The following is a 22,199-nucleotide window of genomic DNA, read 5'->3' on the forward strand; positions in this document are numbered from 1 at the left end:
CATTACGGGGCTTTGTGTTTAAAATTATTCGGGCGTTCGGGGCTCCATGTTATTCCACCTAACAAGCGGGAGCGTTCTATTTGTTCCAATACATATTCCGGCGACAGCGATTCCATACAGACGTGCTTCCCTTTAATACAGGCTTGCTGCCACGTTTTGGAATAAAATTCGCAGCATACGCTGCAAGCGGAAGAACGCAAATTGATATTTTCCCCATACCCGTATACCACTGGAGAAGTAGGACCAAAAAATACGCAGGAAGGACCGCCTTTTAACGCGTGGCGCAAGTGAACAAGTCCGCCTTCACAATCTATATGCAAAACGGCATTTTTCAAAACAGCCTTAATTTCCTCCAAAGAAGTTTTCCCCGCTAAATTGCGGTGCGTATTGCCAATTCTTTCTCCTTTTCCCGACCCGACTTCCAAAATTTCATAATTAGGATAACATTTCTTTAATTTTTCCACTAATTTACGGTAGTAAACAAGAGGCCACAATTTGGTACTTTCCGCAAGGCGTTCGTGTCCCACTTCGCGATTGACAGTAATATATTTTTTCCCGATTAAGTCAAACTTTCGCAGCGCAGCCGATTCATCTTTTACTTGCGGAGCCAACATAAATTCTTCCCGCAGGTTAAATTCATCTACAATATCCGGCTGGTGCCAGCGTTTGGAGCAAGAAGAAAAGACATTATGGGTAAGGGAATCTTTATAGGGCGTTAATAAAAGAAGTTCCTTATTATCGCGCTCAAAACGGAGTAACTTTTCCACATAGGCCAAAAGGTCCGGCGGCAGACGTTTCTCATCCGCGCTGACAACAACAGGACACCGCATAAGAGACAGAACCAAATCATAAGAATAACGTTCCCATTCTCTCAGGGTAAGTTTTCTGCGGACAAAATCAGGCGCGAACGACTCCAATAATTTTTTATTGGGAAAAGCGGCGTCAATTCTTACCTCCGCCGTTCTGCCCAACTGTTCATAAAACGCACATAGCCAATTCAGTCCGATAACCAGATCCCCCATTCCTCCCTCAAACTGAATACATATCCGCACCGGCCCGCTTATGCTGTTTTTGCTGCGGCGATTGAAACGCAAACTGATTAAACAGGCCCATAACATATGAAACGCAATTTGCCAAACAGAATGGTACTTGTCCCCATACCGAAACAATCTCTCCTGTAAATATGTCAGTTGGTGAGACACATTCAAAGCCCTGCGCAAAACACTGCCGCTCAAATAGTGGGCAAAAAATGCGGAGGATTGCATTAACAACGCATTATCAGAAACACGCGCCGCACGGGATTCCTCCCGCGCTTTTTCCCGAATCTTGCCCCGCAGGCGCAAACATTCCCGCCATAAGCGGGGCGAAAACGAGAGTAAAAACCGCACCCAGCACATTGCCCGCATTTGTACAGATTGTACGTTTTTCCACATAAACAAAATGCGGTTGCGTTTGGACAAAAACTGCGTATGCTTATTCTTTTTACTGTTAATGGTACCGCCGCATTTATGTTTTAAGCGTGTGTCGGGCGCGTAAAGAATCTTCCAGCCGCGTTTTAAACCGCGGTAGGCAAGATCGCTTTCTTCCAATAAATACGGCTCCAAGACTTCGTCAAATCCGCCCAATTCGTCAAACTTGTTACGGTTGCAAAAAAAGTATGCGCCTTGTACACCCCAGGAGGGATACTCCTCCAACGCAGGCAAAACACGGTTGTAAATGTTCTTAGTAAAGCGCAAAAAACCGTGTTTATATTCCAATAATTTAAGGCCGTCCAACTGCTCCCATTCGCCCGCCGTTTTGGGATAAGCGGAATATCCCGCGCAAGTAACGCAAAACACGTCCGGACGCAGATATTTTTCCGCCGTGATGAAAAAATCTTCATCTACAAAAACGTCGTTATCCAAAAAGCAAAGCCAGTCGCACGGGAATTTATTTACTCCGCTGTTACGCGCCGAACACGCCCCCCGCGAGGAATTGGCAATAAACGTCACTTCCGGAAATAAACGCGGAGCTTCTTGCAATGTACCGTCGGAGGAATGGTCATCCGCAACGATAATCCGTATATTTCCGCCCTTTTTTTGTGCGGCCTTTATCACTGTAGGCAAGCACTCTTTTAAATGATGCAGTCCGTTTTTTGAAGGGATAACAACAGAAATTTCCATAAAACCTCTCTTAGGTTCAACAGTTTAGAGAAAGAGGCCGGACTCTTGGCGGAGGTGCTTCGGCCCCTTTCTCTTCCATACGTCTGTGCTGAAACGTACGGGAATGGAAGGAATCCGAAGAAAAGGATAATAAGAGGGAAACGAAGCAGAAAAAACGGCTGAATAACGCAAGTCTGAGAGAGTGCCTTGCCATTAAACAGCCGTGGTCTCGCGTATAAAATACGCGAAACACTCGGCAGAAGATAAAGGGCTCATGACTTCCCCCTACCTTCTGCCTAAACCAGCTGTTTTTTGGACTCTCTCAGAACTTTGGTTTCCCAAAGCCTTCCTATTCTTCATAGGATTCCAAAAAACAGATTAAATTGTATTTTAGCCGCGTACTGCGGCGTACTGCAAATCTCCTAAATGATATTTATTGTAGCATATTTTCTTTAAAATTAATGAATTAGAACCGCCAACCAAGATATTCCTGCTTCGGAAAATACCGCTTTTCAGAAAATAGAGCCTCCCTGCCACGCCGCCCTTCAAGGGTTTTTTAACGGTATCTTTTTTATCAGCGCAACGTATTTTTTGCACACTTCGGGCAGGCAAATGTCCGGCCGCAGCGGTACGGTATATTTGTCCGAATCGGCCAAAGCGGCCCGTATATTCCCGGCAAGCGCGTCCGTATCTCCGACGGGGGAAAGCACATAGGCGAACTTATCCCCCACTATTTCCCGCGGTCCGTGCGGACAGTCGGTAGATACCACAGGTACGCCGAGGGCAACCGCTTCCGCCAATACCATAGCAAATCCTTCGTATGCAGAACTTAACACAAACAGCTTGGCGTGACGCAAATACGGGAAAGGTTTGGCCTTAAAACCCAAAAAAAGTACTTTTTCTTTTATTCCCAATTCTTCCGCCAAACGGTGCGCCCGATCCAAAAATTCCGGTTTTCCGCTGGGCTGACCCAGCAATACCAACTTTTCTTTTATACCGCTTTGGGCATACGCGCGAAGAAGCGTGGCGTGGTCCTTGGCTTCTTTAAAAGAACCGATATGAATGATATAATCCCCCAACGCCGCAATTTCCGCCAAAGATTCCTCCGCCGATGCCTCCCGACGGAGTTCCTGCGGGTCTATCGGGTTTAATATGACGTGAACCGGCTGGAAAACGGAAAAATGACGCAGAAAATCCTCACGGCAGCCTTCGCTTACGCAAACGGCCGGATGCGTAGAATAATCACTTTCCACGCGTTTTCTACGCAGCCAGCGTTTTATACCCTTTTGGCGGCGGAGATACTCTATAGAAGGAGGACAATGCAAGATATTAAAGACGGGAAAACGACTCAACCGCAAACATTTTACCGTTTGGGTGATGTTGGCGAAAACCGCATCCGGCCTGCCAAAATTTTGCAAAATAAAATCGTCCAACACCCGCGCGCAACGCTTGCGGTATCCGAATAGCGTTTTAGGCGGAAGAGGGCAAATACGCACGTCCGTATCTGCGGGGAGCACATAGTCCCGCTTGGCGGAAAAACAAACAATATGGCATTGGGCGTTTTCATACTGCCGTAAGCCGCGGCATAAATTCAGCACCACACGTTCCGCGCCGCCGCCCTCCAACGCAGGAATTGCAAAGACAATATTTAACGGTTTATTTGCTGTCATTTTAGGACTCCTCGGGATACTCGAAATAAGGAATTACGTCATACGGCAGTTTCGTAACGGGAGAGCAATTATAAATTTCACGTCCGGCGGAACGAAACACCTCTGCGGCCAATTTCATAAAGGGTAAAATTTCCCGTTCGTAATCCTCTAACAAGCCGCATTTCAGGCGGTTCTGCTTGGTTTCGTAAAAACGGGGTTCGGCGGCGTTGCCGATATCAAACCCGAGCAAAAATACGCGCTTAAACTGCAAAAAATACGCCAGCTGAACGGCAATCGTCAGCACGCTGCCGCCGTCCTGCAATCCCGCCAAGGGGTCCAACGAAAAAGCCGACGTACCGATCCGGTTTATTTTAAATTTATCCTGTGCCAGCCGCTCCGCCGGAATAGGAGGATTCGGAAAAGTTTCCAACGGATTTAGAATTGGAAACAACTTCCGTCCGGAAAATAAATCCGGCACGAACACGGCGGCCGCTTTTACCGCGCTTAACGAAAGCGCTATGGGCACGCCCGCCGGAACCGCCTTAACCAACTGAGGCCGTTTTAAAATAAAATTGGCGTCCGAAATCAAGTGCAGCAAAGGAGTAAAACCGTGTTGAACCGCAGCCGATACGGAACCGTTTAACGTAATCACGTTTTTACCGCAAAGATATGATAAATCTTGCTTTTGGACGGACGGTCCCGACGCTAAAATATAAACGTCTTGTCCGCTCTTTTGCAGTTTCGCCAAGGATAATGCGGAAAACAATTTTCTGCCCTTAAACGATACGTCCAAACCGCTTGGTGTTTTCCGCACGGACACATACGGCCAATACGAAAACGCATACCCGCACCCGCGGACGTGGGTGAGATACAGTTTAAGCAGCACTTCTTTCCATTTATACAACGTCAAACGCATATTTACTCCTACATTAACGGGGCAAAGGCCCCGCTTCATCTTGGCGGAGGATACGGGGCCTTTCCCGATTATACGGCACAAAGCCGTATAACAAAGCAGAACCCGTAAAAGCCTAAATCCAAAGATGTGAAAACGCGTAATAAAAAGGCTGTAAAAAAACGGCTGAATAACGCCAAGCTACGCTAGTGACTTGCCATTAAACAGCCGTGGTTTCACATATCAAATATGTGAAACACTCGGCAGAAGATAAAGGGCTCATGACTTCCCCCTACCTTCTGCCTAAACCAGCTGTTTTTTGGACTCTCTCAGAACTTTGGTTTCCCAAAGCCTTCCTATTCTTCATAGGATTCCAAAAAACAGATTAAATTGTATTTTAGCCGCGTACTGCGGCGTACTGCAAATCTCCTAAATGATATTTATTGTAGCATATTTTCTTTAAAATAAAGCGGTCTTAACGCGTTTGCCACCGCCAACAAAGATACTCCCACGTCGGCAAATACAGCTTCCCACAAATTGGCGCAGCCCAATGCACCCGCCGCCAATACAACCGCTTTTACCGCGAGTGCAAACACCATGTTTTGCTTGATAACCTTCATCGTAAAACGCGCCTGACGCACTGCTGTCACCAATTTTCCGATTTCATCCGTCATCAGCACCACGTCGGCGGCCTCAATGGCGGCGTCAGAGCCGAGGCCGCCCATCGCAACGGATAAATCCGCCCGCGCCAACACGGGCGCGTCGTTTACGCCGTCTCCGGCAAACGCCGTAGCATATCCGCGCGGAGTTTGGGCTATAAAACTTTCCAGCTTGGCCACTTTATCCGCCGGCAACAATCCCCCGAACGATTGCGTTATCCCCAATTCTCCGGCGGTTTTCCGCACGGCGGACGGCGCGTCTCCGCTGAGAATAACAATATCCCGCATCAACCCGTTTTGGAGCGTTTTCACGGCGGATGCGGCTCCTTCTTTTAGTCTATCGCCCAATACGATTGTTCCCTTCCACACGCCGTTTTGCGCAACAAAAACGCAGGAGCCTTCCGCCGCAGGCACGGACACGTGATAACGCGACATCAAACGCGCGTTTCCGGCTAAAATTTGTTCTTTTTCCCCATGGGCGCAAATGCCCTCGCCTGCAATCTCTTTGGCATTACACTCGCCGTCAGCCAAAATATCTTCTTGCCGCGCGGTGCGAAGCACAGCCTTGGCGGCAGGATGATTGGAATACCGCTCTGCCCGTGCGGCCAAACGCAGCACCTCCTGACGCGTGACACCTTCAGCGGGACGGACACTCAACACTTCAAACACGCCTTGGGTCAGCGTACCGGTTTTATCAAAGGCCAGCGTCCAAATACGTGCCAACCGTTCCAAAAAAGCGCTCCCTTTAATCAGCACCCCGTGTTTGGCAGCGCCGCCGATTCCGCCGAAAAAGCCGAGCGGCACGGATAACACCAGCGCGCACGGACACGACGCCACCAAAAACACCAGTGCGCGGTATAGCCACGTTTTAAAAGACGCGTCCGCCAGCAACAGAGGCGGCAGTACGGCTAGCAAAACGGCTCCCCCCACTACGACAGGCGTATACAGACGGGCAAAGCGCGTGATAAATTTTTCGGCGTCTGACTTTTTCTGCAAAGCGTGTTCAGTCAGTTCCAAAATTTTGGCGACAGCCGAATCTTGGTATAATTTTTCTACACGCACCGTCAGCGTTCCGTCCACGCACACGCTGCCGCCCCAAACCAAAGTTCCCACGCGCGCGCTGACCGGACGGGATTCGCCCGTAAGTGCCGACGCGTCCACCCCGCTTTCCCCTTTTACCACCACGCCGTCCAGCGCGATTTTTTCACCCGGAAGCACCAAAATTTCCTGCCCGGGTTGAACCTGCTTCGGGTCCTTTTTTATTTCGCTTCCGTTTTCCAGCACGCGCGCAAAAGGCGGACGCAAATCAAGCAGTTTGACAATATTTCTGCGCGAAGCTCCTGCCGCGCGCTCCTGCAAGTTTTCCCCGCACTGGTAAAACAGCATAACGGCCGCGCCCTCCGGGTATTCCCCGATGGCAAACGCGCCCAGGCTGGCAACGGACATCAAAAAGTTTTCATCAAACACGCGCCCTTTTAAAATGTTGCGTCCGGCACGCAGAAGCACGTCGTACCCGCACAGCAAGTACGCCGCGCCCAACAGCCCCGGTTTTGCGGCGGAAGAACCGACAAGCAGCCCGGCGGCAAACAAGACCGCCGCCACCCCAAAACGCACCCAGGTGTTTTTTTCGTGTTCGTGCCCGCAGCCGCAGGAATGACAGTGACAGTGTTCGCTCATAAATCCTCCAAAACGTGTTTTAAACCTTGGTTGAAAATAGTTTGCACGTGCTTGTCCGCCAACGAATAAAATACGGTTTTCCCCTCTTTGCGATTTTTGACCAGTTTATTCTGCTTCAAAAAACGCAGTTGGTGCGAAATGGCGGAATGGGTCATTTTTAACTCCTCGGCAATATGCTGTACGCACCGTTCGCTGCCGAAAAGCGCGCACAAAATACGCAGGCGTGTGCTGTCGCCAAATACTTTAAAAAGATCGGCCAACTCGTATAAAGTTTCCGGCGCAAGCGTCAGCGCGGCTTTACAAACGTGTGTGGCAGGTGTAGAGTTTTTGGTCATTATTCCCCCAAAACAGAATTAATATATGAATATATGTTCATATATTAATATAATAAGATAATTTTACCTTGTCAAGAGTTAGAAAAGAGAACTTGAGAAAACAGAAAAAAATTGTATACTGTTTGTATAAACTTTTAATTTAGGAGAAACGATATGAATCAAGGTTTTACCCTTATTGAACTGTTGGTAGTCGTGCTGATTATCGGCATTTTAGCTGCTATTGCCTTGCCACAGTACGAACTGGCGGTGGAAAAATCCCGCGCGGCGGAAGTGTTTGTAGTGGCCAAATCCGTTATAGATGCCGTACAGCGTTATGAGCAAGCAAACCCGAATACCACACCGACATTGTTTAGCGACCTTGCCGACGTAGACTTAAAAGGCGGTAGCATCAGGGGTAATACATTTACAACCAAAAACTTTACCTATCAGTTAAATTTTCTTGGTGGAGGCGCAGGTTCGCTGCATATCACACGGATAGACAATAACGAAATATTATACGAAGTGGATTTTTACTCTCCCGACAATGAATCCGGTTCTACCCCAAGCTGTAAAGCCAAAATAGACGACTATGCGCCTATTTGCGCGTTGTTTGAAAATATTTAAACACGAACACACACAAAACTCCCTGCCGGTTTCGGCGGGGAGTTTTTTATATCCTGCAGCGGTTCCAATCTTTACGCAAAAACCGCGGCTTATAAATTACGCAGCAGCTTAACGATTTCTTTTGCAGCCGTCATCGGATTGGGAATATTCAGGTGATGATATGCCCGACGCATAGCGGACAGCTTCCGCACGCCGGAGCGTTTTAATAAATCCGAAAATGCCAGCTGCAAGTTCGCGGTCAGGTTTTTATCTTCCCGCACTATTAATGCGCAGCCTGCATCCTCCAAAATTTTAGCGTTATAGAATTGGTGATCTGCCGCGGCGTGCGGGAACGGCACCAGTATTGCCGGAACGCGGCAGTAAATCAGTTCCGCAAGCGTACTTGCGCCGGAGCGGCAGATAGCTAAATCGGCTATTTTCATAATGGCATAAATTTCGTGCGAATACGGCAATACAGCCACATTCTTCATTGCGGCATATTCTTCTTTCATCACGCCAAACCACCGTTCCCCCGTAATATGCACAAACTGCCACTGCGCTGACTGTTTCAGCGTTTTGGCTACAGCGTTATTTAATCCCTTTGCCCCCTGACTACCGCCCACGATAAGCACGGTTTTTTTGTCGGGCGACAAGCCCAAGCCTTCCAATAAAGCGGCGCGGTCCACGCGGTCGGCAAACTCGCGGCGTATCGGCGTACTGGTCAAGACGGACTTTTTAATCTTTTTATCTACCGGAAGCCCCAGCATAAACAAATCCGAAAATTTACCGCAAATTTTATTTGCCAGCCCCAAACGCGCGTTTGAATCGTGTACGGCGGTTTTTATCCCCATTAAATGCGCCGTAAAAATCAGCGGGAACGAAATATATCCTCCCGTACCTACGGCCACATCCGGACGGTAATTTTTTAAAATCGCCCGCGTCTGCCACAGGGCCTTTGCAAATTTTCCCCAAAAGCGGATATGGCGCAGCGGACTTACCGACCGAGGAAACCCCGTAAAATCAATTTCTTTATAACGCAATTTATGTGCGTCCAAGGTTTGGGCGGCGGGATCGTTCTTACGTATAATGAAAAGAACAGGAAGCCCCTGTTTGCGAAGCTGTTTGCCCAATGCAAAGCCCGGGTAAAAATGTCCTCCGGTGCCGCCGGAAGCGATAATAAAACGTCTGTTCATAATTATTTATTCCTATTTTTGTAATTGGTTACGTCATCACGCAGGTTGTTTTGCGTATGATCCACTGCCGCCACGTTTAGAATAATGCCCATCATTACTAAAGTCATAATAACGGACGAACCGCCGTACGAAAAAAACGGCAGCGCTATCCCTTTTGTGGGCAACAGGCCGATAGCCATCGCCATATTGAAAAATGCCTGCATACAAATCGTAATGGTCAGCCCGAAAATGACCAAACTGTGAAATGTCGTTTTGGCCACACGCGCCAAACTGATTCCGCGGACGAGCAGCCAACAAAATCCAACAATTACGAGTGTAACGCGGAACAGACCGAACTCTTCGCACATAATGGAAAAGATAAAGTCCGTATGTGCGGCAGGAAGATACTCTAATTTCAGCTCGCTGTTTCCCAGTCCCTTGCCAAACCAGCCGCCCGAACCGACTGCCAATAAAGACTGCACCAGCTGATAGCCCGTACTTCCGGCCGTTTCAAACGGATTTAAGAATGAAAAAATACGTTGGCGGCGGTATCCCACAAAAAACAACTGTTGGATAAGAAGCGGTGAAATGATAAGCGCCGGAACGAATAAATGCAAAAAACGTGCGCCGGCCACCAAAAGCATACACACAAACACCGCTCCCATAAGCGTCGGCGTGCCGATATCTTTTTCCGCCAGAATAAGTGCGAGTGTAAAACCCGCCACAGCAAGCGGCTTAATCAAAAGTTTCCAGTTTTTGGCCAGCTTGCCCGATACTCCGTCCAGATAATCCGCTACATAAATAACCAGCGTTACCTTGGCGATTTCAGAAGGCTGGAGTTTAAAAAAACCAAAATCAATCCACCGGTGCACATTGGCCTGCGTGCGAGTAAAAAGCACAATAATCAAAAGTACCCACGTGATATACATCAAATTGATGGGTTTTAGCAGCTTAATTTTTTGGAGTTTTGTATACGTCTGAGATAGAAACAACGCAGCCAAAACTCCCAAGCAATCAAACACCAGCTGGCGTTTAAAAAAAGCGGACGAATCAAACGCACTGGAGGAATAAGTAAAGATAAGTCCCACCAACACGAAAATAAAACTGATATAGGCCACACTCTGATCCAGTTTAAGGGGGCTCCAACCGTCCTTTTTGGTCCGCGCAGAAAACCCCGTTTCCCGACGGTAAAAAGGGGCGTTTTTTTTGATAAATGTATTTTTACGCTTGGAAGTTTTACTAAATAACATAAACTACCTGATTTTTAAGGACGCCAATGCCAAGAGCGTCAGCATTGCCCCCGCAATCCAAAACCGGACAATTACCTTTGGCTCCGGCACGCCCAATAGTTCAAAATGATGATGTATGGGCGCCATTTTAAAGAGGCGTTTACCGTGGGTAAGTTTAAAATATCCCATCTGAAGCATTACGGAAACGGTTTCAAGTACAAAAATTCCGCCGGCAATCGGCAGCAGCAGCTCCTGTTTGACGCACAGCGCAGCCACCCCGATTACACCGCCAAAAAATAACGAGCTGGTATCGCCCATAAACACTTGCGCCGGATATGCATTAAACCACAAAAAACCCAAACACGCGCCGATAAGCGCACCCATAAATACGGTAATTTCCCCCGCCCCCGGGATATAAATAATTTTTAAGTAATCGGCAAAGTTTACGTTGCCCGCCAAATACGCAAAAATAGCGTATGTGGCAGCCGTAAACACCATACACCCGCTGGCAAGGCCGTCCAACCCGTCGGTCAAATTCGTGGCGTTTGAAGCGCCCACAATCACCAGCATTGAAAAAGCAAAGTAAAAAACCGACAAATCAATAAACATCTTGCTCATATACGGTATAATCAGCGATGTCCCGTACGCACCGTTAGGCGGATTTAAAGCCAAATATCCCACCACAACAAATGCGGTAAAAAGCTGTATTGCCAGTTTAATGGAAGATTTCATTCCTTCCGGATTCTTTTTAACGAGCTTGGTATAATCGTCCATTACGCCCGCAATACCGAGCGTAACCGTGGTAAATACGAGAAGCCAGATATAATTGCTGTCCAGCCGCGCCCACAAAAGCACGCTGGCAATTAAACTGACGAAAATCAGAATACCACCCATCGTCGGCGTACCGTTTTTAGACAGGTGCGACGCCGGGCCGTATTCCCGTTCAATCTGCTGGATTTTATAGGAACGCAATTTAGCCACCACGCGCGGCCCGATAAGAAGCGTTAGAAAAAACGACGTAAAAATTGCCGCACCCGTACGAAACGTAATATAACTAAAGATGTTTAAAAAACTGACATCGTCTTTAAACAGCGAGAGATAGTATAACATTGGCTAAATCTCCTTAAATACGTTTTCAAAATTCATCGAACGGGAGGCCTTAACAAGACACGTTCCCCCCTTGCCAAGCACAGCGGACAGCTCTTTCATCCAACCCTGCGGCACTGGTGAATAAAAGGACTTTACCTCCGGCGCCGATTTTAAGAGTTCATACGCACACGCCATTTCCGCACCGGCTAAGAATACGTACTCCACGCGGTTGTCCAACACGTAACGCGCAATCTGGCGGTGGTAGTCTTTAGAGGAAGCACCCAGTTCTTTCATATCGCCCAATACTGCTACGCGGGGCGAATCGGACGCGCGGCCCAAAATTTCCAACGCGTTTTTCATACTGGCAGGGTTTGCATTGTAACAGTCCAAAATAAAATGCACGCCCTTTTTTTCCACACGTTCCAAACGCATCGGCATCGGCGTAAACAAAAGGAGTCCTTTTTTAATGTTATCCATATAAATACCCATTGCAATCGCGGCGGCGGAAGCGGCGGCCGCATTGAGTTTGTCGTGACGCTCCAGTTGAACATCAACCATATACGCTTCCCCTTTATACGTAAACGAAAAATTATCCGTTTCCAAAATCTGCAAATCCGCACCGGCCGTAAACCCAAACGAAATGCTTTTGCCTTTAAATTCCGTTTTCAGGCGCGAAAGATATTCGTCGTCGGCGTTATACACCAGCGTACCGCCGAAATTCAAGCTCTTGGCGATTTCCGTTTTCGTGCGGTAAACCGTTTCCATATCGCGGAAAAATTCCAAGTGGGACGGCCCCACATTCGTAATTACCGCCACGTCAGGCACTGCCAACGAAGCAATTTCTTCAATATCTCCCTCTTTGGATGCGCCAAGTTCAAATACGCCGTATTTGTGCTTCTGCTGTATTTCCAAAAGGGAAAACGGCACGCCGAACTGATTGTTAAAATTTCCCATATTAGCGACGGTCTCGCCTGCCGTTTCACAAATGGCGCGCAGCATTTGTTTGGTGGTGCTTTTACCGTTTGATCCCGTAACAGCGGCGACTTTCAACGTACTATTTAAGCGGTGGTAACGGGCCAATGCCTGAAGCGCCTTCAGCGCGTTTTCTACCAGTAAAAAGGAAGCCTGCGCCCCTTCCGGCACGGTAAACCCTTCCGATTCGGCCACCACGACAGATGCCCCTTTCTTCAACACTTCCGGAATAAAATGCCGCGCATCGTGATTGTGTCCTTTCAAAGCGATAAACGCGTCTCCCTGCGCCACCACGCGCGAATCCGTTACAAAAGACGAGACTTTAGTCTCAGGGTGGGCGGAAATCAGTTTTGCCTGCATAATTTCCGCGATTTTACCAAGCGTAAGATTAAGCTTCATACTGTTTACTTCTCCTTAAATAAAAAATCTTCCGGCGGCCAAAACCGCGCGGTTATGTTATTCAAAATCCAACTGATCCGGCTTAACACCTTTTAAAGCCAAAAGCCGTTCGGCGATTTCTTTAAACACGGGTGCGGCCGCCGTACCGCCAAACGTATATTTGCTCGGGTTATCCAAAACGACTAGAATAGTAAACTGCGGATTCGTTGCCGGAACGAATCCACAAAATGATACCACGTGTTGGCGTTTACCATAGCCGTCCTTGCCCAGTTTTTCGGCGGTACCCGTTTTTCCCGCCACATTATATCCTTCAATTTTGGCGCGTTTACCGGATCCGGCTTCCACCACACTTTGAAGTACCTTAATCATCGCTTGCGAAGTCTCCGGTTGAATCACGCGGCGGATTTTAATCGGTTTGGAAACTTTTTCTATATTTCCGCCCGCATATTCAATGCGGTCAATCAGGTGGGGCTGCATCAGCGTACCGCCGTTGGCGATGGCCGAATATGCGCCGATTAACTGTATGGGCGTAAGCAACACGCCATAGCCATAGCCTTTGGAAGCCAAATCCACTTTCGTCCACGTATTGTAAGGGGGCACATTTCCTTTAGATTCCCCGTTAAAGTTTACATCCGTTTTCGTGCCGAATCCAAACGATTTAATATAGTAAAATAGATTTTTTGCCCCCAGTTCCACCGCAATTTTACCCGCACCGATGTTGGAAGAAAGCTGCAGCACTTCCGGCACGGAAAGGAAATCTTTATCGTGCTGCTTATCCCGAAGTGTCACCCCGCGGGCCACCGTCCACTGGCGGCCTTCCATATCTATACTGTCGGTCACGCTGATAGCACCCGCGTCTAAAGCGGAAACTACAGAAATCGTTTTAAAGGTAGACCCGGGTTCATACGCAAACTGAAATGCCATTGACTGCCCGTCTTTTATCGGATAAGATGCCGCTGCCAAAATTTTACCCGTGGACGGCTCCTGCACGAGGGCTACGCCGCGTTCCGCACCCACATCTTCTACTGCTTTTTTTAGCGCGGTTTCGGCATAGTATTGGGCAACTTCGTCAATAGTTAAATAGACATTGGCGACGGATAATTTTTCTTTCAGTTTCCGGTCGTAAATAATTTCGCCGCGGCGCGCGCGCTTGGCTCGTTTTTTACTGATATCCTGACTGAGTTCACGGTTAAACATCTGTTCCACGCCCGAAAGCCCCAAATTTTTAGAGTTGGCCGCGCCGATTATGTCCAGCGCGCTGTCTCCGTACGGATGAATACGTTCATATTCCGCCGTAAGTTCTAACCCTTGCCCCAACGGAGTGCGCAAAATTTTAGAAATTTTAATATAATTATCCGGTTTTATTTTTTTTGCAACGAAGAAAAAATTGCCTGCGCGGTTCCATTTCTCCAAAATCCGGCTTTTGGGAATATCAAGCGTTTGGACCAAAAAATCAATGGTTTTATCTTTATCTTGCACATAACGTTTGTTGACACCGCAGGAGTGAGTTCGGACAGACTCGGCCAGTTCACGTCCGTTCACGTCCAGAATCTTACCTCTTAAACGATCCTCGGCTAAATAATTATAAATAGCGCGTTCGGCCTTGCTGGAAAATTCTTCGTGCAAGAAAGTTTGCATATACGCCAAACGCACCAAAATAATCAGCGGCGCCAATAAAATAACATAACCGGCCAAGCGCATACTGCTCTTGAGGTTAAAAACAAAAGAAGGAGAAACGGGTCTGCGTAACATATTATTTAGAATGATCCAAAACAACTACTTCGTGCGGTTGAACCGGAACAAGCCCCAGTTTTTCCCGCGCCAGCCGCGAAATATTTTCCGGACTGGAAAGGCGCAAAATTTCCAATTTTAAGTATTGATTGCGAGCCTCTTTAATTTCCACCTCATTCTGCTCCTGACTGATGGCACGGCCCGAACGGTTAATTTCAATACGCATCACTACAATACCGAAACTAAACAGCGCAAGTAAGATAACAATTCCCCAAATACGCATTACTTTACCCTCTCTATGACGCGCAGTTTGGCACTTCTGGCACGGCGGTTTTGGCGGATTTCCGCATACTCAGGACTAATCGCGTGCTTAGTTAGCAGCTTCCACGCGCCGCTTTGCGCCAAAGCTTTAAAACGGTTTTTGACCAAACGGTCCTCCAGCGAATGAAACGTCAGCACTGCGGCGCGGCCGCCGCAGCAAAGCACTTTCTCCAAAGACGCCATTGCTTGTTCTACTGCGTCAAGTTCTCTGTTGCACGCAATGCGCAGTGCCTGAAAGGTTTGCGTAGCCGGATGCGTTTTGCCGCGCCGCGGCGATACGCTCTCAACGATTTCTTTCAGCCGCGCTGTCGTGTTCACCGGAGATTCCCTCCGCGCGTGCATAATGGCAAGGGCAATTTTGGTATAATTTCGTTCTTCCCCGTAATCCCTTAAAATACGTTCCAATTCTGCCATCGGCCATTCATTTACGATAATGGCTGCGCTGAGCGGGCTTTTTAAATCAAAACGCATATCAAGCGGACCGTCAGCCATAATGCTGAACCCGCGCGCCGGATTATCCAGCTGGTAAGAGCTGAGCCCCAAATCAAAAAGCGCGCCGTCCGCTCCGTTAATTCCCAGTTCTTGAAGTACGGCCGGAGCTTCGGTATAACTTTTGTGAAAAGCACTCAGCCTCGCGTCGGCTACGCGCTCCTGTGCTATTTTTAAAGCTTCTTCATCCTTATCAAATCCCAATATGCGCGCGGCAGCTCCCAGCCGGTTTAAAAAGTATTTGGTATGCCCGCCAAGCCCCAGCGTACCGTCCACATACACGCCGTCTTGGCGCGTCAGCAAAAAATCTGCGATTTGCGGGGCCATAATGGGAATATGCGTCCATTCTTGCGTCATAAAAATTAAAATCCTCCCGAATATCCATTTGTGGGAACCATTTCCAGCTTGTTAATCTGCGTTTTCTGCGCTTTGGGTTTTGGCGCGCCAAGGCCTTGCTGCGGCGGAGTTTTTTTAGTTGCCGCAGCGGCCGCTGCGGCAGGGTGCAGATTCTGCTCCATATCGCCGCCTCTTTTATACGCCTTTTGCACATCGTGCAGCCATACATTTTCCAATACGCTTACTTTTGTAAACGGCATTCCATATGCACGGTATAACGCTTGATGCAAGGGCGTACCAGTTTTTAATTCATTCGCAAATTTATAAAATTCGTCACGCGTGCGCTTGGTCAGCAAATACTCCACCAAACTGTATGCCTGTGTATACCAAAGTTCGGCCTGAGAAGTGGAGAGTGCACTCAAATCCTCCGTTACCGTCATTTCAGAAAGCGGAATAATGTCTCCCGCCACAATGCGCTTCATACTATGATTCACCCAAGAAGGTTTTTGCTTTGTCGTATGGATTTGCATATACACAGCCATCCCTTCCGATAGCCATAACGGCGAAATAGTCGGCAAAAAATATCCGTCAAAATACAGGTGCGTCAATTCGTGCACGGAAAGCGGATAGAAACTTTTTCCCTCTACCACGTACATTGTGTCGGAACGCAAATCCGACGCGGCGCCGGACCACGGAGGCAGTTTGGTAAAATCACTATAACTGTCCTTTTTCCCGAAAATCATTACCAAAATTTTATTAGGTTTGATCAAAATAGTAAACGGCGTCAAATCCAACATCAGATTACCGTGAATGGTATCAAGCGTAGTTTTAACCGTGGAGGTAACGGGGTGCTCTTCGCGGTAAATTAAATAGTTAAACGTCTCCGCCGTCAAAAAACCGGGGGGCGGAGGCGACCAACGCACTTTTTTGGAAGAATCGGCCGGACGATGAGGCTGGACTGGTATGCCTTCCAGCAAATCTTTGGCTGAAGAATCTTTAGAAGCCACAGAAGCCACTTCTTCAAGCCCTGAAATCATATCCTCAAATGCTTTTTTATCTTGTGCCGAAGTCGGAGCCGCCGAATCGGAAGATTCTTCCGGCGGAGGAGGGACAGAAATATCCGGCCGGAGATCCTGTGCGTGCCCGCGCTGGGAATTATCATCGTGCTGTGCGGAAGATTCGGAAGATTGAACGTTTTTTTGCAAAACGGAAGACGGACGAGAGTTGGCTGCAAACAACGCGTCCAAAACGTCTTTGGGTTTTAAGCCAAAAGAACGGAGCAAGGGCGGCGCCACCATCAAAACCGCCAGTATCCACAGCATACACGTAATTTTTTTTATAATATTCATTTGTCCGTTTTAATAAATAAAACCAAGTGACGTTTTTTCTCGTCTTGCACCGGTAAATTATATGTTTCCACAGCCGCCGGCGACGCACCGTATTTGGCAGGATCCGTTTCATCCACCTGTGGGGTTTCCCCTTGATAGGCAATAAATGCACCGCCCGCTTTTACGGCCGATAAACAAATCTCCAAAATATCGGGCAGACGGCCCATCGCGCGCTCGGTAACGAAATCAAATTTTCCTGCGGCATTCTGCCCCAAACGGGCGTTTTTCACAGCGGCATTTTTTATGCCCGTATTCAGCACAGCCCAATTCATAAATGCGCACCGCTTTTCAATGCTTTCAACTAACGTAACCTGCGCCTGTGGCAGGGCAACTGCCAGCGTCATTCCGATAAATCCGCCTCCTGCCCCCATATCAGCTACTGTAAAAGCAGAGAGTCCTTTCGCTCCGGCCATCCCGTTTATTTTCGCGGCGCAAACAAGACCGTCACACAAGTGGCGTTCCACTATTTCCCGCAAATCGGCCGCGCCCGTTAAATTCAAAAAGTTCTTTTTTTGAAGCACCAGTCCCGCATATTTTAAAAGCGTGTCCGCCTGCGAGGAGGTCAGCAGCAGGCCTAGGGATTGGGCAAAATTAATCAGTTCATCTTGCACGGTTAAGCCTCCTAAAACGCTCAATATGCACAGCCAAAAGTTGAATGTCGGCCGGAGTAACCCCCGGGATACGGCTGGCCTGCCCCAAGGTCTGCGGTTTAATTTCGCGCAGTTTTTGGGAAGTCTCAAACAAAATTCCGCGTACGGCAGAAGCGTCAAATCCTTCCGGAATTTTTATAGCATCCGCCTCGGCCAGTTTTTCGGCGTCTTTTTTATTACGCTCGTAATATCCGGCATACTTGTTGTGAATATCCGCGTGCGTGCGGGCTTTTTCAAGCGTCCACGGGAACATTTTGGCATCTTCCTGTACGTCCGCGTGAGGATTCTCAATCAGTTTTTGCGTCAGCGTTTGATAGGCTTCGAACGGTTTTTGATATTCTTCCCCCAACATTCCCAGCCGCAGCGCGTGCGGGGTAAGACGCAAATCCGCATTGTCGTTACGCAGTAAAATACGGTATTCAGCACGGGAAGTAAACATTCGGTACGGTTCGTTGACGCCTTTATTGACCAAATCATCAATCAGAACCCCAATATATGCTTCGTCGCGCCGCAGGACAAACGGGTCTTTTCCCTGCGTTTTTAACGCGGCGTTAATTCCCGCCATCAGTCCCTGTCCGCCAGCCTCTTCATAACCGGTCGTGCCGTTAATCTGCCCTCCCATAAACAGATAGGGAATCCTCTTGCTTTCCAGATGCGGATACAAATCCATCGGGTCGGAAAAGTCATATTCAATAGCGTAGCCCACGCGCGTAATTGTTGCGCGTTCCATTCCGGGGACGGATTTAATGAGCGCGCGCTGGACATCTTCGGGCATACTGGTGGAAAATCCCTGAATATAGTATTCCTCCGTATCAAATCCCTCCGGCTCCAAAAAGAGCGGGTGGCTGGTAACGTCCGGAAATTTTTTGATTTTGTCCTCAACCGACGGACAGTAACGCGGCCCCAAACCGTGGATATTGCCGCTGTACATTGCGGAGCGGTGCGCGTTTTCACGCAGGATTTTATCGGTGTCTAGCGTAGTGCGGGTAATATAACAGCTTAAGAATTTTCGCTTTTTCTGTTCGTTTACATCAGTAAAATGGGAGATCGGCTGCAAGGGGTCGTCCGACGGCTGAAGACGGAATTTGGAATAATCAAGCCCGCGCGCGTTAATGCGCATCGGCGTACCCGTTTTAAAACGCAGGATATGAAGTCCCAGTTCTTCGCGCAGATTTTTGGCCAGTCCGTCAGACGGCATATCGTTATAACGGCCGCCGCGGAACATTTCGGTGCCGATATGAATAGTCCCCGCCAAAAAGGTTCCCGTGGTAAGCACCACGGCTTTGGCGCGGTAAAACGTATGGCGCAGCGTAACCACGCCGCTGACGCGCCCGTCCGTCGTGGCGATTTTGACGGCTTCGTCCTGCATAATTTCCAAATTAGGCTGTAATTCCAAAAAGTGTTTAAAGGTAAACTGGTATAGTTTTTTATCGCACTGGACACGGGGCGAATGAACGGCCGGTCCTTTGCCTGTGTTAAGCAAATGGTAGTGAAGCGCACTATAATCCGTCACACGCCCCATTGCGCCGCCGAGCGCGTCAATCTCCCGCACAATCTGCCCCTTGGCAATTCCGCCGATTGACGGATTGCACGACATCTGCGCAATCGTATCCAAACTTTGGGTTAAAAGGAGCGTTTTCGCGCCCAGTTTTGCACTAGCAAGTGCGGCTTCACACCCCGCGTGCCCGCCGCCGATTACAACTACGTCGTAAAGTTCTTCACACACAAACATACTATTTTCCCATACAGAACTTGGAAAAAATAACGCCTAACACGTCGTCCGGCGTAACCTCTCCGATTAAATCTTTTAAATGGAGAATAGCACCGCGCAAATGCTCGGCGTAAATTTCTCCCCCCGCGTTGGCGGACAGCCGTAAAAGAGCACTTTCCAGTTCCGTCTGTGCGCGCAGAAGCGACTCGTAATGACGCAAGTTGGAAATCATCAGTCCGTCGGCGGTGTGTGCTTCGTCCGTATCACGCACTATGGCTTTTTTAAGTGCGTCAATCCCGCTGCCCGTTTTGCACGAAACAGGTAATACCGCGTATGGTTCCGCCTGTTCCAGTTGGCACGGCTGATAAGGTAAATCCGTTTTATTAAGTACGATAAGCGTACGCTTGCCCGTCCGGCGGATGTCATTCCAAAGCGCACGTTCTTCGTCTGTCAGTGCGCGGGAGGCGTCCAGCACAAACAAAATGACGTCCGCGCTTTGCATTGCACGCGCACTGCGGCGCATACCCTCCTGCTCTGCGGGGTCTAATGCGTGTCCGCGAATACCGGCAGTATCAGTTAAAATTATTTTTTGGCCGTTTATTTCAAGGGTTTCTTCCACCGTGTCGCGCGTGGTGCCGCACGCGTCGGCCACGATTGCGCGGTCAAACCCAACAAGCGCGTTAAGCAGGCTGGATTTGCCGCCGTTGGGCGCACCCACAATCGCTGCGCGCAGGCCGTCTTTAATCAGCCTTCCGACGGAAAAAGTATCCGCCAAGGATTTGATATACACAAGCACACTGTTAATTTCCGTGCGGATAAATTCGTCCGACAAGGGAGTCATTTCCTCGTCTACGTCGTCTAAACGTACTTCAATCTGCGCCAAGAGTTCGGTTAGTTTGTTACGCATTGCGGCAATGCGCGCGCTGAGCGCGCCGTCTAATCCCGCTATTGCCAACCGGTGCGACGCTTTATTGCCTGAAGCAATTAAATCGCACAATCCCTGCGCTTCTATTAGATCCATTTTGCCGTTTAAAAATGCCCGCTGGGAAAATTCCCCCCGCTTGGCGGGTACGGCTCCGGCAGCGCATAAAAGTTCTAACAAACGGCCTTTGATATAGGGCGAGGCGTGCACGGCAAACTCCGCCACGTCCTCCCCTGTAAACGAATGCGGATTGGGAAAATAGGTAACAAGCGCTTTATCCAGCACCGATTCGCCGTCGTAAATCGTACAAAAAATCTGTTTGCGGGGTTCCCAATTTTGACGGCGGGTAAGGGTATTTAAGATACGCAAAACGGCGGGACCGCTCGTCCTAACTACAGCGACCGCTCCGCCCATTCCCGTTGCCAACGCGCAGATCGTGGATTGCATAATTTTATTTTATCAATTTTGGCCCCGTTTTTGGGGGTTTTTTGGCGCAAATTTATCCGACGGAAAAACGGGGTTTTTCGACGGCGCTGTTTTATGGTAAAATTTGTTGGGAGGATTTTATATGAGCAAAAACATTTTACTTCTTACCGGAAGCCCCCGCCAACTGGGCAATTCCGCCCTGCTGGCCGACGCGTTTATTCAAGGGGCCAAAAGCGCCGGACATTCCGTCCAAGTATTTGAGACCGCCTTTCATCCCGTTGATCCCTGCAAAGCCTGCGACAAATGCTGGACCAATGACAAACCCTGCATTTTTAAAGATGATTTTTCCGACCGGCTCGCCCCGATGCTGGAAGAAGCCGATGTGCTGGTACTCTGCACGCCGCTTTATTGGTTTACGATGAGCGCACAGTTAAAGGCGGCGGTGGATAAGCTTTACAGCTATATGAAACCTAACGCCAAGCGCAAGCTGAAAATCAAAGAATGTGTACTATTATGCGCCGCTGAGGGCACTGAAGAAGACGGCGATTTTGACGGGCTGAAAGCGACGTATAAATCTATCGCCGATTACTTAAAATGGACGGACCGCGGACGTGTACTGGCGGGCAAAACATGGGAGGCGGGAGAAATTATTAATACGGGAAAATTAAAAGAAGCGTTGGAACTGGGTAAAACAATATAGTGGGAAAAAAGCTAAACGCCCGAGGGAAATTGCCTCGGGCGTCTTAAATATGTTTCACTCATTAAGCACATAAGTAGTTAATCGGCATAATAGCAACTGGAAGCACCAAAATCTACCCCACAAGTACAAATAGTTGAAGCCGAAGCCGTTTTGGTAAAACCTAATTGTTGGCAACCATCGTTACTAGCAGTACAAGAACGGCGGCCAGTTTGGGGATTTAACCATAAAGTTACCTGCGGATTATTCACATAATAGGCCGAAAAAACTGGCGAAGGACAGCGAATGCTCCCGTTATAAAAAAAATTCTTGGATTCAGCGAGGTCAATAGACAAATCCTGTATGCTCCCAACAGAATTAGGGTTTTCCAAGCAATACGCAGTTCCTGCCATATTCAGATTCTTCAAGTTCACCCAAGCTTCCGCGGTGCGGCTTTTAAATACGGCTTTTTGGTATTGAGGCAAGGCAACTGACGACAAAATACCGATAATTAAAACAACAACCAACAATTCAATTAATGTGAACCCTTTTTTACTGGACCCTGAAACAAGTTCAGGGTGACGACAAAACGTAAAACCTTTCATTTTATTTCTCCTATCAAAAAAGTCATCCTGAGTCGTTTCTGCTCAGCATCTACCGATTTTAAGCCAACAACACGCAATCAGGAATTCCCAAACAAAAACCTTTCGGGATAACCTTATGTTATCAAAAAAAAAAAACGGGTCAACCCTC

The 22,199-nt window shown here is 48.4% G+C and carries 19 protein-coding genes; 2 read left to right on the plus strand and 17 right to left on the minus strand.

Annotated elements, in window-relative coordinates:
- Positions 1-2: 2 nt before the first annotated feature.
- The 5 genes from ACI351_RS04115 to ACI351_RS04135 form a co-directional block, all read right to left on the minus strand.
- Positions 3-2,162, minus strand: coding sequence for a glycosyltransferase (locus tag ACI351_RS04115; RefSeq protein ID WP_439733991.1), 2,160 nt, complete (start codon positions 2,160-2,162; stop codon positions 3-5).
- 524 nt (positions 2,163-2,686) lie between these two features.
- Positions 2,687-3,811 carry a glycosyltransferase gene (locus ACI351_RS04120; RefSeq protein WP_439733992.1) on the minus strand — a complete coding sequence of 375 codons (1,125 nt, stop codon included), beginning with the start codon at positions 3,809-3,811 and terminating at the stop codon, positions 2,687-2,689.
- A 1-nt stretch (position 3,812) separates the two neighbouring features.
- On the minus strand, positions 3,813-4,706 hold the full coding sequence (locus ACI351_RS04125) for a hypothetical protein (RefSeq protein WP_439733993.1): 894 nt from the start codon (positions 4,704-4,706) through the stop codon (positions 3,813-3,815).
- A gap of 416 nt (positions 4,707-5,122) precedes the next feature.
- Positions 5,123-7,018 (minus strand): heavy metal translocating P-type ATPase, encoded by a 1,896-nt coding sequence (locus ACI351_RS04130; RefSeq protein WP_439733994.1) that lies wholly within the window; start codon positions 7,016-7,018, stop codon positions 5,123-5,125.
- Positions 7,015-7,353: an ArsR/SmtB family transcription factor gene (locus ACI351_RS04135; RefSeq protein ID WP_439733995.1), complete on the minus strand. Its 339-nt coding sequence runs from the start codon at positions 7,351-7,353 to the stop codon at positions 7,015-7,017. Before ACI351_RS04135 ends, ACI351_RS04130 begins: the two co-directional genes overlap by 4 nt.
- Positions 7,354-7,506: 153 nt before the next feature.
- On the opposite strand from ACI351_RS04135, the gene ACI351_RS04140 reads away from it, so the two are divergent.
- Positions 7,507-7,956 (plus strand): type IV pilin protein, encoded by a 450-nt coding sequence (locus tag ACI351_RS04140; protein ID WP_439733996.1) that lies wholly within the window; start codon positions 7,507-7,509, stop codon positions 7,954-7,956.
- An 89-nt stretch (positions 7,957-8,045) separates the two neighbouring features.
- Here the strand turns inward: ACI351_RS04140 and murG are convergent, their stop codons facing one another.
- Genes murG through mnmE form a run of 11 tightly spaced genes read right to left on the minus strand, consistent with a single transcriptional unit; the run spans position 8,046 to position 20,791 of the window.
- Positions 8,046-9,128, minus strand: a complete 1,083-nt coding sequence (gene murG / locus ACI351_RS04145; RefSeq protein ID WP_439733997.1) for an undecaprenyldiphospho-muramoylpentapeptide beta-N-acetylglucosaminyltransferase — start codon at positions 9,126-9,128, stop codon at positions 8,046-8,048.
- Positions 9,129-9,130: 2 nt separating this feature from the next.
- A complete protein-coding gene (locus tag ACI351_RS04150; RefSeq protein ID WP_439733998.1) occupies positions 9,131-10,357 on the minus strand; it encodes an FtsW/RodA/SpoVE family cell cycle protein in 1,227 nt (408 codons plus the stop codon).
- Positions 10,358-10,360: 3 nt separating this feature from the next.
- Entirely contained in the window at positions 10,361-11,446 is a 1,086-nt protein-coding gene (mraY, locus tag ACI351_RS04155; protein WP_439733999.1) for a phospho-N-acetylmuramoyl-pentapeptide-transferase, read from the minus strand.
- 3 nt (positions 11,447-11,449) lie between these two features.
- Positions 11,450-12,796, minus strand: a complete 1,347-nt coding sequence (locus tag ACI351_RS04160; RefSeq protein ID WP_439734000.1) for a UDP-N-acetylmuramoyl-tripeptide--D-alanyl-D-alanine ligase — start codon at positions 12,794-12,796, stop codon at positions 11,450-11,452.
- Positions 12,797-12,853: 57 nt separating this feature from the next.
- The gene (locus tag ACI351_RS04165) at positions 12,854-14,548 is read right to left on the minus strand and encodes a peptidoglycan D,D-transpeptidase FtsI family protein (protein WP_439734001.1); all 1,695 of its coding nucleotides are present in this window, start codon (positions 14,546-14,548) and stop codon (positions 12,854-12,856) included.
- A 1-nt stretch (position 14,549) separates the two neighbouring features.
- On the minus strand, positions 14,550-14,810 hold the full coding sequence (locus ACI351_RS04170) for a septum formation initiator family protein (protein WP_439734002.1): 261 nt from the start codon (positions 14,808-14,810) through the stop codon (positions 14,550-14,552).
- A complete protein-coding gene (gene rsmH / locus ACI351_RS04175) occupies positions 14,810-15,694 on the minus strand; it encodes a 16S rRNA (cytosine(1402)-N(4))-methyltransferase RsmH (RefSeq protein ID WP_439734003.1) in 885 nt (294 codons plus the stop codon). The genes ACI351_RS04170 and rsmH overlap by 1 nt, the downstream gene beginning before the upstream one ends.
- Before the next feature lie 5 nt (positions 15,695-15,699).
- Positions 15,700-17,022, minus strand: a complete 1,323-nt coding sequence (locus tag ACI351_RS04180) for a peptidase MA family metallohydrolase (protein ID WP_439734004.1) — start codon at positions 17,020-17,022, stop codon at positions 15,700-15,702.
- Positions 17,019-17,672 carry a 16S rRNA (guanine(527)-N(7))-methyltransferase RsmG gene (locus tag ACI351_RS04185; protein WP_439734005.1) on the minus strand — a complete coding sequence of 218 codons (654 nt, stop codon included), beginning with the start codon at positions 17,670-17,672 and terminating at the stop codon, positions 17,019-17,021. Before ACI351_RS04185 ends, ACI351_RS04180 begins: the two co-directional genes overlap by 4 nt.
- Entirely contained in the window at positions 17,662-19,443 is a 1,782-nt protein-coding gene (mnmG, locus tag ACI351_RS04190; RefSeq protein WP_439734006.1) for a tRNA uridine-5-carboxymethylaminomethyl(34) synthesis enzyme MnmG, read from the minus strand. The genes ACI351_RS04185 and mnmG overlap by 11 nt, the downstream gene beginning before the upstream one ends.
- 1 nt (position 19,444) lies before the next feature.
- Positions 19,445-20,791: a tRNA uridine-5-carboxymethylaminomethyl(34) synthesis GTPase MnmE gene (gene mnmE, locus ACI351_RS04195; protein ID WP_439734007.1), complete on the minus strand. Its 1,347-nt coding sequence runs from the start codon at positions 20,789-20,791 to the stop codon at positions 19,445-19,447.
- Between the two features lie 121 nt (positions 20,792-20,912).
- On the opposite strand from mnmE, the gene ACI351_RS04200 reads away from it, so the two are divergent.
- The gene (locus tag ACI351_RS04200; RefSeq protein WP_439734008.1) at positions 20,913-21,470 is read left to right on the plus strand and encodes a flavodoxin family protein; all 558 of its coding nucleotides are present in this window, start codon (positions 20,913-20,915) and stop codon (positions 21,468-21,470) included.
- A 77-nt stretch (positions 21,471-21,547) separates the two neighbouring features.
- Here the strand turns inward: ACI351_RS04200 and ACI351_RS04205 are convergent, their stop codons facing one another.
- Positions 21,548-22,051, minus strand: a complete 504-nt coding sequence (locus ACI351_RS04205) for a type IV pilin protein (RefSeq protein WP_439734009.1) — start codon at positions 22,049-22,051, stop codon at positions 21,548-21,550.
- Positions 22,052-22,199: the final 148 nt, after the last annotated feature.

It is taken from the genome of Candidatus Avelusimicrobium sp. (assembly GCF_051874775.1).
Lineage (GTDB): Bacteria > Elusimicrobiota > Elusimicrobia > Elusimicrobiales > Elusimicrobiaceae > Avelusimicrobium.

Excerpts from the sequence above, each read along its gene's own strand:
- ACI351_RS04115 (WP_439733991.1), bottom strand. The coding sequence starts at position 2,162 with ATGGAAATTTCTGTTGTTATCCCTTCAAAAAACGGACTGCATCATTTA.
- ACI351_RS04120 (WP_439733992.1), bottom strand. The coding sequence starts at position 3,811 with ATGACAGCAAATAAACCGTTAAATATTGTCTTTGCAATTCCTGCGTTG.
- ACI351_RS04125 (WP_439733993.1), bottom strand. The coding sequence starts at position 4,706 with ATGCGTTTGACGTTGTATAAATGGAAAGAAGTGCTGCTTAAACTGTAT.
- ACI351_RS04130 (WP_439733994.1), bottom strand. The coding sequence starts at position 7,018 with ATGAGCGAACACTGTCACTGTCATTCCTGCGGCTGCGGGCACGAACAC.
- ACI351_RS04135 (WP_439733995.1), bottom strand. The coding sequence starts at position 7,353 with ATGACCAAAAACTCTACACCTGCCACACACGTTTGTAAAGCCGCGCTG.
- ACI351_RS04140 (WP_439733996.1), top strand. The coding sequence starts at position 7,507 with ATGAATCAAGGTTTTACCCTTATTGAACTGTTGGTAGTCGTGCTGATT.
- murG (WP_439733997.1), bottom strand. The coding sequence starts at position 9,128 with ATGAACAGACGTTTTATTATCGCTTCCGGCGGCACCGGAGGACATTTT.
- ACI351_RS04150 (WP_439733998.1), bottom strand. The coding sequence starts at position 10,357 with ATGTTATTTAGTAAAACTTCCAAGCGTAAAAATACATTTATCAAAAAA.
- mraY (WP_439733999.1), bottom strand. The coding sequence starts at position 11,446 with ATGTTATACTATCTCTCGCTGTTTAAAGACGATGTCAGTTTTTTAAAC.
- ACI351_RS04160 (WP_439734000.1), bottom strand. The coding sequence starts at position 12,796 with ATGAAGCTTAATCTTACGCTTGGTAAAATCGCGGAAATTATGCAGGCA.
- ACI351_RS04165 (WP_439734001.1), bottom strand. The coding sequence starts at position 14,548 with ATGTTACGCAGACCCGTTTCTCCTTCTTTTGTTTTTAACCTCAAGAGC.
- ACI351_RS04170 (WP_439734002.1), bottom strand. The coding sequence starts at position 14,810 with ATGCGTATTTGGGGAATTGTTATCTTACTTGCGCTGTTTAGTTTCGGT.
- rsmH (WP_439734003.1), bottom strand. The coding sequence starts at position 15,694 with ATGACGCAAGAATGGACGCATATTCCCATTATGGCCCCGCAAATCGCA.
- ACI351_RS04180 (WP_439734004.1), bottom strand. The coding sequence starts at position 17,022 with ATGAATATTATAAAAAAAATTACGTGTATGCTGTGGATACTGGCGGTT.
- mnmG (WP_439734006.1), bottom strand. The coding sequence starts at position 19,443 with ATGTTTGTGTGTGAAGAACTTTACGACGTAGTTGTAATCGGCGGCGGG.
- mnmE (WP_439734007.1), bottom strand. The coding sequence starts at position 20,791 with ATGCAATCCACGATCTGCGCGTTGGCAACGGGAATGGGCGGAGCGGTC.
- ACI351_RS04200 (WP_439734008.1), top strand. The coding sequence starts at position 20,913 with ATGAGCAAAAACATTTTACTTCTTACCGGAAGCCCCCGCCAACTGGGC.
- ACI351_RS04205 (WP_439734009.1), bottom strand. The coding sequence starts at position 22,051 with ATGAAAGGTTTTACGTTTTGTCGTCACCCTGAACTTGTTTCAGGGTCC.